Source organism: Haliscomenobacter sp. (assembly GCF_040403615.1).
Taxonomy (GTDB): Bacteria; Bacteroidota; Bacteroidia; order Chitinophagales; family Saprospiraceae; genus Haliscomenobacter.
The window spans coordinates 34077-49068 of the sequence record NZ_JBBAKG010000005.1 but is presented as its reverse complement, the minus strand read 5'-3'; the positions used below and the strand labels follow the sequence as shown (position 1 = coordinate 49068).

Sequence of the window (14992 nt, the reverse complement as noted above, 5' to 3'; positions counted from 1 at the left end):
CAAATGTGTGACGTAATACGACGTAATGATGTGCGAAGCACAAAATCGTCGCGCCGTCGTGTCGTCGCGGTTACAAAACATTTGGCGCAGCCAAATCAAAAAAATCGTTGCTTTTGCCAAAAGAAAGCCTTTATTGCTTCATCATATTCAACGTCTCCTGAAAACCTTCTTTTTGGTCAGGAGTTGCTTTTTCCAAAGCTTCCGTTTCGAACTTGATGGCTTCGGCCTTTCTACCCAATTTGAAAAGAAGGTTGGCGTAAGTATCCAGGTAGTTGGCATCGCGATCCAATTCCAGGGAGCGGGCCGACCAGGCCAGCGCCTTTGTCCAATCTGCTTTATCGGTCATGGTTTCGAAGTAACTCCAGGCCAATTCGTTTAGTTGCATCGCCGTGCCTTTGGTCGCTGCGCTCTTCATCATTTCGTCCATCATCTTGAAATCAGCAGAGGTTGTATCGGCTTCTTCCAATTGGACTTGCTTTTTGAACAAAGCGTATTGATCTACATCCATTTTGGCCAAGACTTCCTTCTTAATTTTCATCTGCTCGTCAGCTTGTTTCTCAGTAGCCTTGCGCACAGCACTCATGTCTCCAGTTGCTTTGGAAAATTCCATTTCGTACTGGGCAATTTGCTGGGCAGCGCCAGGGCCGTCGGTTTCCTTGCTCACCTGAATCAGCTTATCGAGCAGGGTACGGTCTTTGGTTTGCACTGCTTTTTGGAAAGTGGCAGATTTAACCTGCATCAACCCCGAATAAGCCGCCTGCAATACTGCACGAGGTTGCTTGGCTGCGTCGCGCATAACGCCCGCCAGGATTTGATAAGCAGAACCTTCCAGAGCCGTGATGTTTTCGGCAGCCAGTTTGACGACGTTTTCGGAGACTTTCTCCTCTGGAGTCAGCAATGCGAGGTATTCGTTGAGGATTTTGGTGTTGTCTTTATCGGAGGCTTTCAACTGCGTCACATAGGCTTGCATGAAAGCCTTGTCGGTCTTTTTCTTGGCATAATTTTCCTCAAAATAGGAGAGGGGTTTCATGGTTGCACCTTTTTGGGCAGCCGTTTCTGCTTCTTTGAGCAACTCTTCCGCAGGACGGTAGCCTACTACCCGGTGTACGATTTCGCCTTGTCCATTGATGAACAACATATTGGGGTAGGCACGTACTGCATATTTGCGGGCAATGGCGATGCCCTCGCCTTTCTCTGCATCCAGTTTGTAGTTGACAAATCCTGCATTGAATTTGCTGCCTACCTGAGCATCCGAAAAAGTACTTTGATCCAACATTTTACAAGGGCCACACCAGGTGGTGTATACGTCCATGAAAATGAGTTTGTTTTCGGCTTTCGCCTTATCCAGCATGGTTTGGAATTCGCCTTTTTGAAAAGCGATGCCTGCTGTATTTTCTTGGGCTACGAGTCCTACTCCCATCCCCAGCAACAAAATGAAAAATGCAAAACGATTCATTGATCTTCTTTTAGGGTTAACGTAAAGTCTATTATACAAGATTACAATTTCTTTCGATGCAAATCCAGTACTTGACCTCAAAAATATGGATTTTGAACGCAGTACTCAGGCGCTAAATTGCCGCAAATGGTGATCAAGATGCTTAATGGTCAGTTTGTCCCAATCATCGGGCGTCATTTTCCCAAAAAAAGGATGCAAATCCGTCGTAATCGCTTCAGGGCCTTCGGTAACAAATCGCTTGATGTAAGTCAACAATTTTGCTTTTTCAGCTTCGAAATCGCGCTCACCCGTTTGTACAAATGTAGGGGCGGTGGGCAGGTTTTTGTCAAAATCACCTGGGCCGGTTACATATCTGCGTTTGGATATTGCTCCAAAGAAAAAGCCAATCCAGGCACGTTTGGATCTGACTTCGCGAAAAGCGATTTTCAAGGGCTGAATGCAGTGCGCCAACATCTGGGCAACCTCCATTTTGCCCCATTGGCGGACGGCATCGGGTTGGAGGGCTTCAATTCGAGCAACCATGGCCTGGTTGCCTTCAGGGTTGAATAGGGTCATGACGGTTTTTGTTTAGTCAAACAATAGCATGAATATACAAAATGTAAACTATTTTCTGTGTATAAAAGTGCGTGCCAAAAGCAAAATTAACGTCAATCCAATCGATCCCATCAAGAGGAATGGTACTAACCTATTCAACTGAAACGCAAAAGTAACGGTCAAGATGGCGACACCCGACAGCGCGAGGATGATCTTTTCCATCAAAAAATAGGATTTGAAGGTGAAAACGTTGATGTAGACACAAACAAAAGCCATCGCTCCAAACACCAAAGTGGCCAAATGTGACCAGGCGCCAAATAGACCCGCCATTGCGCCCAAAACTATCCCAAAAGTACCCCACCAGATATTGGGAAACAACTCATTTACCCGGGCTGGAATGCTGATTTGGGTAGTGTCGGGCAGCAGCAAAAAACGCAAGGATTGCCATTCGTACAGCAAAGCAAGGATATTCAGCGCTACCAAAACAGCATCGACGTAGGGCGTTCCCGTCCATTTTTGGGAAATAGTGACCATTAAAATGCTGACATTGACAGGCATCAACATGATCAACCCAAGTACGGAGTAACGTTGCGACATCACCAAAAAACCGACCAAAACCTGGGAGAATGCGATGAATTGAGCAAACAGCAGCAGGTCATACTTGGCCATTTGGGCGATCAATAGGGGAGGCCCAATCAGTTGTCCAAAATTCCCGTCGGTCAATTTGCACAAACCTGCCGAAGCAAAAATATAACCCAGAAAAAGACGTATAAGGAGGACGTAAAAGTCTTTGGTTTTCATGACAAACCCGTATTTTTAAATGCTTTGATGCTCAAATTAAAATGCAGTGCATCAACGCTGAAAAAAACTAGATCAAAGGCTTAATTTTCAGGTTTAAACTTTTGACTATCTTCGTTCAAACAGATGATCTGACCATGAAGAAAATTGCTTTGTTGTTGCTAATCCTAGGTTCTGCGGTGTATCTGTCGGCACAAGCGCCTAATTCTAACTTGTATTTGTTCAATGTGGCCAAAACCGGAGACACCACCTTTCAATTTTCTGCGCCCAAATTTCTTTCCGCTTTTAACCTGAAGGGCTACAACAACCATCCTTACTTTTTCAATGACAATGAGTTGTACATTGCTTCGCAAGCCCCCAAAGAATCCCAACCGGAATTGTACAGCCTCAACATCCTTACCGGAATCCGCACGCGGGTGACCGATACTTACGATGGCGAATACTCTCCTCGTCCAGTTGGCGATGGGCAGAATTTTTCGGCAGTGCGGATGGAATTTCCGGTAGGGGATACCATCCAAAGGCTTTGGCAATTTCCACTCAGCCGTTCGGGCAAGGGGCAACCCGTTTTTACCGACATCAACAATGTGGGTTATTACCTCTGGCTGAGTGCGCGTGAATTGTTGCTGTTCCTGGTCGACAAACCCAATCAACTGGTGAAGGTCGAAATTGGGTCTCCACGTAAAGAGACCATTGCCGTCAATCCTGGGCGCTGCATCCGCAAGGTACCAGGGAATGGCGCGTATTTTGTTCAAAAAAGTTCCAGTTTGTCCCAGCCCTGGAAAATCATGAAATGGGATCAACGGGTGCTTGGTCGTGCCGCAGTTACCGAAGTGGTCAATACCTTGAATGGCAGTGAAGACTTTGCCGTAATGGCCGATGGGTCGCTGGTGATAGGTTCTGGATCGGTTTTGTATCGTTTTCGACCTGGCGTAGACCGCAATTGGAAAAAAATGGCCGATTTTTCGTTTTACGGAATGAAAAAAATTACCCGCATCGAAGTCAGTCCCGACAACGGGAAAATTGTTTTTGTCGGGCAACAGTAGCTGCAACCCTTGCGGTTGCCCCCACGGTTGCCGAAAGGTAACCAAAATCAACCATCCTCCGCATGAAAAAAATAACCTGGATTTTGTTCTTGTGTTTATCGAGCCAGAGCCTCCAAGCCCAAACCTCCACCGTCTACCTCGAAAAAATCGCGGCCCACCGCAAGTCCTATTTGCGTGCTTTTTTGCAAAACCCTGCTTCGCCCTTGAGCAAAAAAGAACTCAAAAAAGTGGCCTTTTTTGCCCCGGATGAAGCCTTTTTGCTTGCCAGCACATTTACCCCAACACTTGATGCAACTCCATTTGAAATGCCCACTTACAGCGGAGAAAGTAAGACATACGTTCAATATGGAATCGCCAAATTTACCCTCAGCGGGCAGGAATACAAATTGAACATCTACCGCATGTCGGGCAGAATCTTGCCTCAATACCGCGATTTACTTTTTGTCCCATTCAAAGACCAGAGCAATGGCGAAAGCACTTACGGGGGCGGGCGCTATCTCGACCTTCGAGTCCAGGACATTGTTGACAACACTTTGGTGCTGGATTTCAACAAAGCTTACAACCCTTATTGCGCTTACAGCGACGGGTACAGTTGCCCGATTCCACCGGATGAAAATCACTTGGAGGTGCGTATTTTGGCCGGGGAAAAAGAATACTTTGGTAAAAAGAAGGACCACTAAATCTTGTAATCCTTAGTAGTGGGGCAAAATGAAACACTTATTTTTTTTATCATCCCTTATTTCGTATTTTGGTCAAAAATTATCTAAATGGCAGAATCGATTGCCCTTACACGTGAGCCTCGCAGACTTCCAGATGCAAAAAAAAGCATTTCATGGCTCGACTTCCAACGCCGGTACTTGCGGCGTGAAGACACCTATAAATATGAATGGGTAAATGGTTTTGTAGAAAAAGCACCTCGATCAATGAATCAGGATCAATACTACATTTTAGATAATTTAATTGCTTTTTTGGATCAACTCAGGGTAAACAATTCGGTTTTAGGCTGTTTCTATGCTGAAGCGGATACTTTTTTTCTTGAAAACATTCACCGCAGACCAGACATTGCCTATTTTTCTGCTGAACAACGCAGCAACATGGCTTATGGTCAAAAAGAAAAGCCCGATTTTGTAATTGAAATCATCTCCAATTACGATACCATTAATAGAGTCGTTAAAAAAATGCAAGATTATCGGGCCGCAAAGGTGAAAGTAGTCTGGCATGTTTATCCTGAACTCAAGGAAGTACATGTCTATCAGGGCGAAAACATGACCATTTGCAGTGGCGAGGTCAAGTGTTCTGCCGCAGCAGTAATTCCAAATTTCGAACTTACTGTGGATCAAATTTTTCAGAAGCCTGTCCGTACAGAAAACATCCAGTAGTCATTAGATTTAAGCAAATTCACTTGTTGATTACTGTGCTTTCTGCCCTGCCTTTGTCGATAAAGTCGACAAGTGATGCCTGCTGTGGTATACCGTAAAATACACCATTTCCCTGGCCGTCATTTTGCCCAGCAAAGGATGCTTCCACACCATCCAAAGATCTGATTTGGCTTCCTCCCAATTAGACAGGGATTGCAAGGCCGCTTGAGTGGCTGCTGCAAAATTGGCTTGCAGCCCTACCACGGTATAATTTTTTGCTTCCTTATCCGCAATGGCTTGACCAATGGTAGGGTTCAAGGCCAGTTTTTCGCGGTACTCTGCCCCAATTTCTTCATAGGTTCGAGAAGGGTGGTCACTGGGCATCAAACGCTCTTCAGGACTGGACAGCAGCATAGCCGTTCCATTTGTAGACAAGGTGAGGTGCACCATTTCTTCCCCAAACGACCATTTTTCGGTGGGTTTGAAATTGATCTTTTCGTCATTAACCAGCTTGAAAAGTTGGTCTACTGCGGCTAAGGTTTCCGCTAAAGCTTGATGTGCGGCGCTGAGATTTTCCATCGATTTCAGGTTTTGAACAAAGGTAAAATTTTTATTGAACGATTGTTCAATTGATTCTGGTTTTTATCTCAAAAATCGACTAAGACTTTACATTATCTTGACTGTCAATACTTTTGAGGTAGCCTCAACCTTCCTCAACTTACAGATTCAACCAATAAGTACATTTAAGCACCAAAGCCCGGTTTTTATTGACATACGTATCGGAATAATAATTGTCGGTGTATACCAAAAAGATATCCGATACGGGCCGGAAACGCCACTGCAGCCGGGAGTTGATGTTGAGGTTGTTGCTTTGGTTGTTGTATTGAACAAAAGTAGTCCAGAACAAACTGCGCGAAAACGAGAGGTCAATTTTAGGCCCAATCAATAAAAAATTGGCATCAGCATAAGACTCAGGCAGGCGAATGCGATTGTAACTAAAATTGAGGCCCAAAATACCATAAGGTTGTTTTCTGAAATTGACGGTTCCCTCCAGATTCACCCGGGAACCATTAAAATACTCCCCAATACGTCCACTTAATTCAAAATAAACCCGCTTGCGCGCATCGGAAAGCATCATAAAGCGAAACAGGTTATTGGCAAAAGCACTGCCTTTAGACAATTTCAATCCACCTGAATTCGTGGGATCAAAGGCATTAAAAAGATAAACATATTCCCGCCGTAATCTAAAATCGACGATGGTTGAATTCCGAAAACGCAGTTTATAAAGGATATTCAAATCCCAATCTGTCGTTCCATAGGTGTCATTGCCCAAAACGTCAAAGTCGAGCCCTGGTCCGTGGCTTTGAAGCGGCCCTTTTTTGGGATAAAACTTCCAATTGATGGTTCCCGCCGCCCGGCGATAATCCGTTCTACGGGCAAATCCAACTTCTGGATTAAAATTAGCACCAACATCCTGAACGATAAACAAGGCATCCCAGTTTAAGGCATTGTAATTGATCGTGGCCGAACTGGCGCCATTGTTTCCTCCGGTTAAAGCTGGGTCGAAAGTGCGGTGGTGAAAAAATTTGCCCGTCCACTTGTTGTCGTTGGAAGCCAGGTTGTAATCAACGCCAACTACCCGGTTGAAATCGTAACTGGCGGTCTCCAGTAATTTGTCCCGCAGGGGTTGTTTATTGATGGCAATGATCCCGATGTTGGAGCGGGAAAACACCTTGCGTTGCAAGACCCCGACGGTATAATTGGTAGAGGGCTGGCTGATGTCATAATCTCTCGCAGTTTGCATGCTCAGGAAGCCCATCCTCCAGTTTTTATCCAACTTGCCGCTCAATCGAGCCCCGAAATAAATCGGGTTTTGTACATTCAAATCAGTTGTAGTATCCTTGGCAATTCCAATGCGGCGCGAGAAAAAAGGGCGTAAATTTTGTGCGCCAAAACTGCCAAACAGGTCAGCATTTTCAAGAAAAAACTGCCGCCGCTCCGGGAAAAAAATCTCAAAACGATCAAGGTTGGCCACCTGTTGGTCGACTTCTACCTGTGAAAAATCAGGATTGACCGTCAAGTCCAAATTCAGCGCTGGGCCAACTGAAATTTTAGCATCTCCACCGATGTTTGAACCCCGGTCAAAAACCCTTTGGTCGACTCGATCCTCCCTGTAATTCACCAGGGTGTAAGGGATGAGGGAGATGTTCGCGCCAGGTTTTTTGAGCGGCTGATCAAAAGTCATCACACCGTGATAAGCCAGATTGATAATGGGATATTGCCGGGGAATTTTTGGCCAACTCGAACGCTCCGGGCCGTCACTGCTGATCCGGTAAAATTTGACATTCCAAAACTGGCTGCTCTCTTTGTACCGCAGGGTTTTGAAGGGAATAGCCATCTCGGCAATCCAGTAACCTTTGTATTGTTTGGCCCCCGCAAACCACTTGTTGTCCCAGGCTTGATCCAAATCCATGGGGCCATTGGCGCCATTGGTCAATAAGCCCTCGCGTTGTACGCCAAAGGGATTGACCCCAAATTGAAAAGCGTTGGTTTCATCCTGAAAGGGATCGATGGTAAAAGTAACCGCGTCGTTGGCTTCGCCCCGAAAATCTCGGCGAAGCGAAGGCGTAACGTAATCCCCCATCACATCAGGGAGCCGATTTTTGGCAATGGCCAGGTAGTAGATAAAATTGTCGTCGTACAACAACCGCACTTCGGTAGGATTCCAGGCCCGGGAGGTATCCATCGGGAAGTATTGCCAAAAGTCGGTTGCAACGGCTGCATTGGCCCAGGCTTCATCCAGCACGCCATCTATTTTGATGGGGATGGGGCTTTTGTTTACCCGAATGGTATCGTGCTGCTCCTGCGCAATTGCCGGTAATCCTAGGCAAAAAATGGTGACGACTAGGGAAATGACAAATTTCATGGTGTTTGTTGTTTGGGTCGAATGGGAGCAAATAAACAACAATTGGCGAGAATTTTTTAGCTGCGTCGCCCAATAACGCAAATTTGGAGTTAAGGAGGAATGTAGGGAGATGAGTGAAAAAAATAGCGCCAGTTTAATTCAATTCTCTATTTTCATCCAACGCTAAGCAGTAGGGCAAAAATAAGTGTTCATTTTTCTTGAGCCAGAGAATTAGATAAGATACTTGAAATGAACCGTTTTCTGATCTAATTCTCTGGCAAAATGAACACTTATTTTTTTATCGCCCCTAATCAAAAACAATTCCGATTTATGCTCACTTGGGAAGAATTTGAAAAAGTAGAAATGCGCGTAGGCACCATCTTGGAAGCCCATGATTTTGAAAAAGCCCGCAATCCGGCCTATCGACTGACCATCGATTTTGGGGAACACGGCATCAAGCGCAGTTCGGCGCAGATCACCAAATTGTACGAGAAAGAAGACCTGATCGGGAAGCAGGTCATTGCCGTGGTCAACTTTCCGCCCAAACAGATCGCCAATTTTTTCTCCGAATGTCTGGTGCTGGGTTTGATCGGTTCGGATAAAGCCATTACCTTGCTCCACCCCGAACGCCCTGTGCCTAACGGTTTGCGCGTTGCTTGATTTTTCTCACCACCTTAGACACCTCAGAAAGCATTAAGCAAAAGGCTTCTAAGGTTTCTAAGGTGGTGAAAAAAAGAAAAAACGCAGCGAAGCTGCCACAATAAAAACCTCCATTTTCGACTCATTCAACCTTTCATCCATGCGCCTTAACCTTTACTTCTTTGCTCTCTTGTTTCTGGCTTTATCCGCCTGCAAACAAAAACCAGCATTCACAGGCTATTCCATCCAAAAATCCACGGTAGCCGATAGCGCTATTGTCAGCACCGCGCACCCCCTGGCCTCGGAAGTGGGTTTGCAAGTACTCAAAGATGGCGGCAACGCCATCGACGCAGCAGTGGCGGTACAACTGGCCTTGGCCGTGGTGTATCCCGTGGCGGGCAATATTGGAGGTGGTGGTTTTTTGGTGTACCGCAGTGGCGATGGCCAGGACTTAGCGGCACTGGATTTTCGGGAAAAAGCACCCGCCAAGGCCAACCGCGATATGTACCTCGATGCCGAAGGCAATGTCATCAATGGCAAAAGTACCGAAGGCCACCTGGCGGCTGGAGTACCCGGCAGTGTTGAAGGTTGTTGGCAAATGTTTCAAAAATATTCCAAACTCAAAGACTGGAAGCGCCTGGTGCAACCCGCCATTGATCTGGCCGAAAAGGGTTTTCGCATCACCGAGTCCGAAGCCAATGGGTTGAATGAATACAAACTGGGGTTCATCAAAAACAACACCCAGGCTTGTGTTTTTGTCAAAAAAGACACAAGCCAACGTTGGAAAACTGGCGAATTGCTGATCCAAAAAGACCTGGCTGAAACCCTGAAACGCATCCGGGACCAAGGCCGCAAAGGGTTTTACACGGGCAAAACAGCCGAATTGGTGGCTGCTGAGATGCAACGCGGGAGTGGCTGGATCACCGTGCAAGACATGGCTGCTTACCACGCGGTATGGCGCAAACCGATGCTCGGGAAGTACCGGGGATACGATCTGATTGCCATGCCTCCGCCTTCGAGTGGCGGCATCGCCCTTTTTCAATTGTTGGGAATGGTGGAACCTCAGGATTTTTCCAAAATTGGCTTTCACTCGCCAGAGCACTTTCACCTGTTTGCCGAAGCGGAGCGCAGGGTATACGCCGATCGGGCCAAGCACCTGGGAGATGCAGATTATTACACCGTACCCATTGCCAATTTGATCGACAGCAGCTACATCCAGCAGCGCTTTGCCAATTTCGACCCCAGCAAAGCGACTCCCAGTAGCGCCATCGAAGGCGGTGAGTTTCCCAAAGAAAGCAAACAGACCACCCATTACAGCATCGTGGATGCCGAAGGCAATGCGGTTGCCATCACCACCACGCTCAATGCGGGTTATGGGGCAATGACCGTGGTAGGTGGTGCGGGATTTTTGCTCAACAATGAAATGGACGATTTCAGCGCCAAACCTGGCGTACCCAATCTATACGGCGCGATTGGTGGCGATGCCAATGCCATTCTGCCCGGCAAGCGCCCCTTGAGCAGCATGACGCCTACCATTGTTACCAAAGATGGCAAGCTATTCATGGTGGTCGGTACTCCTGGAGGGACGACCATCATTACCTCGGTTTTTCAAGTCATCACCAATGTGATCGACTTTAAGATGGACATGACCGCCGCTACCCATGCTAAGCGCTTCCACAGCCAATGGTTTCCCGACGAATTGTACCTCGAAAAAGGTGCTGCCAACGAAGCCACGCGCCGCAAACTCCAGAACATGGGACACAAAGTGGTGGGGTGGTCTGGCATCGGGCAGGTGGAATCCATCCTGGTGCGCAAGGATAAAAAACTGGAGGGGGTGGCCGACATCAGGGCAAAAGACGATGCCGTGTTGGGGTATTAAAATTTAATTCATTGTTGGTAAATCAAATACTCATAAATTTTATTCAAAACATGAGAAACATTCCATTTTTTCTGCTCTTTCTACTACTGGCATTTCCGGCTGCGGTTTTTTCCATCGGAACGTATGCCGTGGGCGATAAACTTACGGTACACGCTACCAGTGGATTGATTTTGCGCGAAACCGCCGCGCCAACTGGCAAGAAAATCACAACCATTGATTATGGCTCCCTGGTAACTGTTTTAAAAGACAGTTTTAAAAAAACGCCCCATTCCGTAACACCGTTTACTGGGTACACCATCAAGGGCTTTTGGGTAAAAGTGCGCACTTCCGCCGGAAAAGAAGGGTTTGTTTTTGATGGCTACCTTTCCAAGTACAAGACACCAGGCAGTTTGCCCAATGATGACAACGACAGCGAGTCGGGTTCCATCCAGGAGCGTTACATCAAAATGCATTCTCCTCCCAAAGGCAAGCGTATTGACATGCCCAAAGGCGAAAGCCGCTACGATCACTACCGGGTAGAATATACCAATGGTACTGTGGTAGAAGTGAATACGGGTGAAGGTGGTTCAGAGTACTTTATCCGCTTCAACAAAGAAATGACCGTAGAAGAAGCTTACCTGATTGGTAAGGAACTGTGGATGGAAGATGCCGAAAAAATCAAATCCACCATCAGTAAAGGCATCATTGACTTATTGAGCGGGGATGAACTGTACCACATGGAAGTGCAAAACAAAGCCGGAGTGGTGACCTTGACCATGCACCATGCGGATTAAGCTTGCTTTTTTACACTATTTAGCACTCGCCGAAGGCGAGTGCTAAATAGTTGCCATTTATCGAATTTTTTTCTGAATTCCATCTTGCTAAGTTCTGCTTTGATCTACTTTTTTTGAAAGGTTCTGACTTGTGCCTCATCTTTGTAGTTGGGCAAAATAAGTGTTTCATTTTCTCGGAGCCAAAGAATTAGATAAGAAACTTGAAATGAACCGTTTACTCATCTAATCCCTTGGCAAAATGAAACACTTATTTTTTTATCGCCCCTTTGTAAGATCAAATCCAAACAATGAAAAAAATTTACCCGATTCTTACTGCAATCACCCTCTTTTTTTGTTCACTACATACCTTGATTGCACAATTCCCCATGGTGGGCACCCCCAGTACCATTGCCAACCAAAGCCCCAAAGGCAACGTTAAAATCAGTGGTACACTTATTGATTCCAGCACTGTCAAATCCGTCGAATACGCCACCATTGCCCTTTACAAATTGCCCGGCGATAAGGCTGTAGATGGAGCCGTTTCGGATGAAAAAGGCAAGTTTAGCTTTACCAAAATCGAAGCTGGAGAATACAAATTGCAGATCTCTTTTATCGGCTACCAAACCAAAACCCTGGATAAACTTAACTTTACGAAAGGCCAGGACTTTGATTTGGGGGCAATAAAACTCAACCCTTCCGTCAATAACCTCGATGAAGTGACCATTACCGGTACGACGGAACTCATTGAAGAAAAGGTGGATCGTTTGGTGTACAACGCTGAAAAAGACATCTCTTCCAAAGGGGGCGACGCCACCGACGTGCTGCGCAAAGTCCCTTTACTCACCGTGGATCTGGATGGCAACGTCAGTTTGCGGGGCAGCCAAAACGTCAGGGTGCTGATCAACAACAAACCCAGCACCATCATGGCCAGCAGCGTAGCCGACGCCATGAAGCAAATTCCTGCCGATCAAATCAAAACCGTAGAAGTCATCACCAGTCCTTCTGCCAAATACGACGCGGAAGGTTCGGCGGGCATCATCAACATCATCACCAAAAAGAACAGCCTGCAGGGGCTAAACCTCAATGTAGACGGAGGTGTGGGCAACCGGGGTTCTTCCCTGATGCTCAATGGCAATTACCGCAAAGGCAAGGCAGGTTTTACCCTCGGCGGATTTGGACGCGCCAATTACAATACCGTTACCAAAACCAAACTGGACCAAAGCAGCACCTTAAATGGCGCTACCACCCTGGTACGCCAAACCGGAGATGGGTACAGCCAAGGTTTGTTTGGACAATACAACCTGGGGTTTGATTATGATTTGGCCAAAAACCAAAGCATTACCGCCGGAGCACGTTACGGGGTCCGCAACATGAGCTTTCAACAAGACTTTTTGACGCAGTTGTTCAACGGTGGTTTGCAAACCAGTTCCTCCAGCCGTGCGGTGGACAGCAAAAACCTGTCGGGTACCCTGGATGTCAATGTGGATTATGTGCATACCTACAAGCCTCAGCGCGAATGGAGCATCTCCACCTTGTACAGCCGCAACGACCTGACCAATAATTTTGACGCAGACTTGTTGGACGGAAAAGGAGCATTGTTTGCAAGACAGCGCAACCTCAATGCCAACCTGAATCAGGAGTTTACCTTGCAAACAGATTACCAAACGCCCATCAAAAAGAATCAAATGCTCGAATTTGGGGGCAAAGGTATTTTTCGCCAGGTCGATAGCGATTACCGCTACCTGAGCGCAGGGGCAACCGGTGATTACAACACCGACAATGGCCAGCCAGCGGGGGCGCTTACTTACCATCAAAACATTGCAGCTGGCTATACTTCTTATACCTATACCACCAAAAAGCGTTTTACCTTTAAAGGCGGTTTGCGTTTCGAACACACCATGATTGATGCCAGCACCCGCGAAGGTGGGGTCATTGGCATTGGTGACTACGGAGTGCTGGTGCCAAGTTTTAACGCATCCAAAACCTTCAAAGGGACTACCGTAAAACTGGCCTACAACCGCCGGATTCAACGGCCTGGACTTCAGCAACTAAACCCCAACTTCAACACCGCCAACCCTCAAAACATCAGTGTGGGCAACCCGTCCCTGCGTCCTGAATTGACCAATAACTACGAACTCTCCCTGAGTAGAACCATCAAAAAAACCTTTGTTACTGCTTCGTTTTTTGCCCGCACCACCAACAATGCAATTCTGCAAATCACCAAGCCTTCCGATAGCCTGGCTGGAGCAGTGATCAATACCTACGATAACATTGGCAACCAACAGACGTATGGTACCAACATTTTTTCCAATGTTGCGGTTACGTCAAAAATAAACGTGGGTTTTGGCACGAACATCCTTTATTCCAAACTCAATGGACAAGTCATCAATTTGGATGGGGTGTCCGAATCCCGCAACAATGCCGGCTTTAACATCAGCGGGTTCATGTTTAGCCAGGCACAATTCAAAAAAGGATGGGGTTTTCAAGCCTTTGGATTTTTGCAAGGTTCACAAGTTCAGTTGCAAGGCCGTCAGGGAGGATTTGGCTTTTATACCTTGGGTGTGAAAAAGGAATTCAAGGATAAAAAAGCCAGTTTGGGATTGGCTGCCGAAAACTTTCTCAGCAAACGCTTTAATATCCATACTGAATTGAATTCAGCCCTTTTCAATCAGGTAAACGACATATACCTTTACAACCGTGGGGTTCGCCTCACCTTCAGTTACAAGGTTGGCAAAATGAGCGCGATGGAAATGCCTAGGAAAAAAGGCAAATCTGTCAACAACGATGACATTAAGACCGATGGCAATGGCCAAAATTCCACAGGAGGAACACCTGGTGGTGGCCAAAACCGACAATAAACCTACTTCATTTAATCTTTTTTTAACATTAAACCAACGATAACATGAAATTGAAATTCCTAGGGCTGTTGCTAGCCACTATTGCATTTACCAATGTATACGCACAAAAAACAGTAGACGAAATTGTCGCCTTACACGTTACCGCCTTGGGTGGCGCAGATAAATTGAAAACCGTAAATACTGTGGTTTCAGAAAGAACGATCGCGGTGCAAGGCATGGAAATTCCCAGCAAAAGCGTAATCGTAATTGGCAAATCCATGCGCAGCGAATCCTCAATCATGGGTACCTCGATGGTACAAGTATTAAACGGCGACAAAGGTTGGAAAATCATGCCCTCTATGATGGGCGGTACAGGCGAACCTGAAGACATGAGTGCCGACGAAATCAAACCGTTGTTGGGACAATTGGATCCATTTGGCGCCTTGTACAACTATCAGGAAAAAGGCAATAAAGTTGAACTGGTAGGTACAGAAAAAGTGGACAAAAAGGACATGATCCACTTGAAAATCACCTCAAAAGATGGCGTAATCCTGGATGAATATCTGGATGCCAAAACTTACCTGCCTTACAAAGTGGTAACCAATGTGAATGGCCAGGAAGGAGAGTTGGTTTTTTCCGATTACGAAGAAGTCAACGGCATCAAAATTGCCAATACCATTGACATAACCTCTCAGATGGGCGCTATCACCATGATTACCAATAAAACCGTCATCAACGGGGAAATCGACCAGCAAGTTTTTGTTAAACCTGCGAAATAATTTTGTTCTAAT

At 46.3% G+C, this 14992-nt stretch carries 13 protein-coding genes; 8 read left to right on the top strand and 5 right to left on the bottom strand.

What is annotated here, in order from left to right; all coding sequences use genetic code 11:
- Nucleotides 1–130: 130 nt before the first annotated feature.
- The 3 genes from ABW391_RS02985 to ABW391_RS02975 form a co-directional block, all read right to left on the bottom strand.
- On the bottom strand, nucleotides 131–1456 hold the full coding sequence (locus tag ABW391_RS02985) for a thioredoxin family protein (protein ID WP_353480337.1): 1326 nt from the start codon (nucleotides 1454–1456) through the stop codon (nucleotides 131–133).
- Between the two features lie 105 nt (nucleotides 1457–1561).
- Nucleotides 1562–2011, bottom strand: a complete 450-nt coding sequence (locus tag ABW391_RS02980) for a DUF1569 domain-containing protein (protein WP_353480336.1) — start codon at nucleotides 2009–2011, stop codon at nucleotides 1562–1564.
- Nucleotides 2012–2059: 48 nt separating this feature from the next.
- On the bottom strand, nucleotides 2060–2791 hold the full coding sequence (locus tag ABW391_RS02975; RefSeq protein WP_353480335.1) for a hypothetical protein: 732 nt from the start codon (nucleotides 2789–2791) through the stop codon (nucleotides 2060–2062).
- A gap of 134 nt (nucleotides 2792–2925) precedes the next feature.
- Here ABW391_RS02975 and ABW391_RS02970 point away from each other — a divergent pair, with 134 nt between their 5' ends.
- The 3 genes from ABW391_RS02970 to ABW391_RS02960 all read left to right on the top strand — a co-directional run bounded on the left by ABW391_RS02970 (nucleotide 2926) and on the right by ABW391_RS02960 (nucleotide 5210).
- On the top strand, nucleotides 2926–3831 hold the full coding sequence (locus ABW391_RS02970) for a hypothetical protein (RefSeq protein ID WP_353480334.1): 906 nt from the start codon (nucleotides 2926–2928) through the stop codon (nucleotides 3829–3831).
- Nucleotides 3832–3893: 62 nt separating this feature from the next.
- The gene (locus ABW391_RS02965) at nucleotides 3894–4511 is read left to right on the top strand and encodes a DUF1684 domain-containing protein (protein WP_353480333.1); all 618 of its coding nucleotides are present in this window, start codon (nucleotides 3894–3896) and stop codon (nucleotides 4509–4511) included.
- Nucleotides 4512–4598: 87 nt separating this feature from the next.
- Nucleotides 4599–5210 (top strand): Uma2 family endonuclease, encoded by a 612-nt coding sequence (locus ABW391_RS02960; protein WP_353480332.1) that lies wholly within the window; start codon nucleotides 4599–4601, stop codon nucleotides 5208–5210.
- Between the two features lie 30 nt (nucleotides 5211–5240).
- On the opposite strand, the gene ABW391_RS02955 is transcribed toward ABW391_RS02960, so the two are convergent.
- Both ABW391_RS02955 and ABW391_RS02950 read right to left on the bottom strand, forming a co-directional pair.
- Nucleotides 5241–5768 carry a DinB family protein gene (locus tag ABW391_RS02955; protein WP_353480331.1) on the bottom strand — a complete coding sequence of 176 codons (528 nt, stop codon included), beginning with the start codon at nucleotides 5766–5768 and terminating at the stop codon, nucleotides 5241–5243.
- A 139-nt stretch (nucleotides 5769–5907) separates the two neighbouring features.
- Entirely contained in the window at nucleotides 5908–8115 is a 2208-nt protein-coding gene (locus tag ABW391_RS02950) for a DUF5916 domain-containing protein (protein ID WP_353480330.1), read from the bottom strand.
- A 309-nt stretch (nucleotides 8116–8424) separates the two neighbouring features.
- Here ABW391_RS02950 and ABW391_RS02945 point away from each other — a divergent pair, with 309 nt between their 5' ends.
- The 5 genes from ABW391_RS02945 to ABW391_RS02925 all read left to right on the top strand — a co-directional run bounded on the left by ABW391_RS02945 (nucleotide 8425) and on the right by ABW391_RS02925 (nucleotide 14980).
- The gene (locus ABW391_RS02945; protein WP_353480329.1) at nucleotides 8425–8754 is read left to right on the top strand and encodes a tRNA-binding protein; all 330 of its coding nucleotides are present in this window, start codon (nucleotides 8425–8427) and stop codon (nucleotides 8752–8754) included.
- Between the two features lie 139 nt (nucleotides 8755–8893).
- Complete coding sequence (gene ggt, locus ABW391_RS02940) at nucleotides 8894–10612, top strand: gamma-glutamyltransferase (protein ID WP_353480328.1); 1719 nt, start codon at nucleotides 8894–8896, stop codon at nucleotides 10610–10612.
- Between the two features lie 50 nt (nucleotides 10613–10662).
- Nucleotides 10663–11385 (top strand): SH3 domain-containing protein, encoded by a 723-nt coding sequence (locus tag ABW391_RS02935; RefSeq protein WP_353480327.1) that lies wholly within the window; start codon nucleotides 10663–10665, stop codon nucleotides 11383–11385.
- A gap of 287 nt (nucleotides 11386–11672) precedes the next feature.
- The gene (locus tag ABW391_RS02930; RefSeq protein WP_353480326.1) at nucleotides 11673–14222 is read left to right on the top strand and encodes a TonB-dependent receptor; all 2550 of its coding nucleotides are present in this window, start codon (nucleotides 11673–11675) and stop codon (nucleotides 14220–14222) included.
- A gap of 44 nt (nucleotides 14223–14266) precedes the next feature.
- A complete protein-coding gene (locus tag ABW391_RS02925; RefSeq protein ID WP_353480325.1) occupies nucleotides 14267–14980 on the top strand; it encodes a LolA-like protein in 714 nt (237 codons plus the stop codon).
- The last annotated feature ends 12 nt before the right edge of the window (nucleotides 14981–14992 follow it).

What these genes read in the sequence shown, in the direction of transcription:
- ABW391_RS02985 (WP_353480337.1), bottom strand. Translation starts at nt 1,456, where the DNA reads ATGAATCGTTTTGCATTTTTCATTTTGTTGCTGGGGATGGGAGTAGGA.
- ABW391_RS02980 (WP_353480336.1), bottom strand. Translation starts at nt 2,011, where the DNA reads ATGACCCTATTCAACCCTGAAGGCAACCAGGCCATGGTTGCTCGAATT.
- ABW391_RS02975 (WP_353480335.1), bottom strand. Translation starts at nt 2,791, where the DNA reads ATGAAAACCAAAGACTTTTACGTCCTCCTTATACGTCTTTTTCTGGGT.
- ABW391_RS02970 (WP_353480334.1), top strand. Translation starts at nt 2,926, where the DNA reads ATGAAGAAAATTGCTTTGTTGTTGCTAATCCTAGGTTCTGCGGTGTAT.
- ABW391_RS02965 (WP_353480333.1), top strand. Translation starts at nt 3,894, where the DNA reads ATGAAAAAAATAACCTGGATTTTGTTCTTGTGTTTATCGAGCCAGAGC.
- ABW391_RS02960 (WP_353480332.1), top strand. Translation starts at nt 4,599, where the DNA reads ATGGCAGAATCGATTGCCCTTACACGTGAGCCTCGCAGACTTCCAGAT.
- ABW391_RS02955 (WP_353480331.1), bottom strand. Translation starts at nt 5,768, where the DNA reads ATGGAAAATCTCAGCGCCGCACATCAAGCTTTAGCGGAAACCTTAGCC.
- ABW391_RS02950 (WP_353480330.1), bottom strand. Translation starts at nt 8,115, where the DNA reads ATGAAATTTGTCATTTCCCTAGTCGTCACCATTTTTTGCCTAGGATTA.
- ABW391_RS02945 (WP_353480329.1), top strand. Translation starts at nt 8,425, where the DNA reads ATGCTCACTTGGGAAGAATTTGAAAAAGTAGAAATGCGCGTAGGCACC.
- ggt (WP_353480328.1), top strand. Translation starts at nt 8,894, where the DNA reads ATGCGCCTTAACCTTTACTTCTTTGCTCTCTTGTTTCTGGCTTTATCC.
- ABW391_RS02935 (WP_353480327.1), top strand. Translation starts at nt 10,663, where the DNA reads ATGAGAAACATTCCATTTTTTCTGCTCTTTCTACTACTGGCATTTCCG.
- ABW391_RS02930 (WP_353480326.1), top strand. Translation starts at nt 11,673, where the DNA reads ATGAAAAAAATTTACCCGATTCTTACTGCAATCACCCTCTTTTTTTGT.
- ABW391_RS02925 (WP_353480325.1), top strand. Translation starts at nt 14,267, where the DNA reads ATGAAATTGAAATTCCTAGGGCTGTTGCTAGCCACTATTGCATTTACC.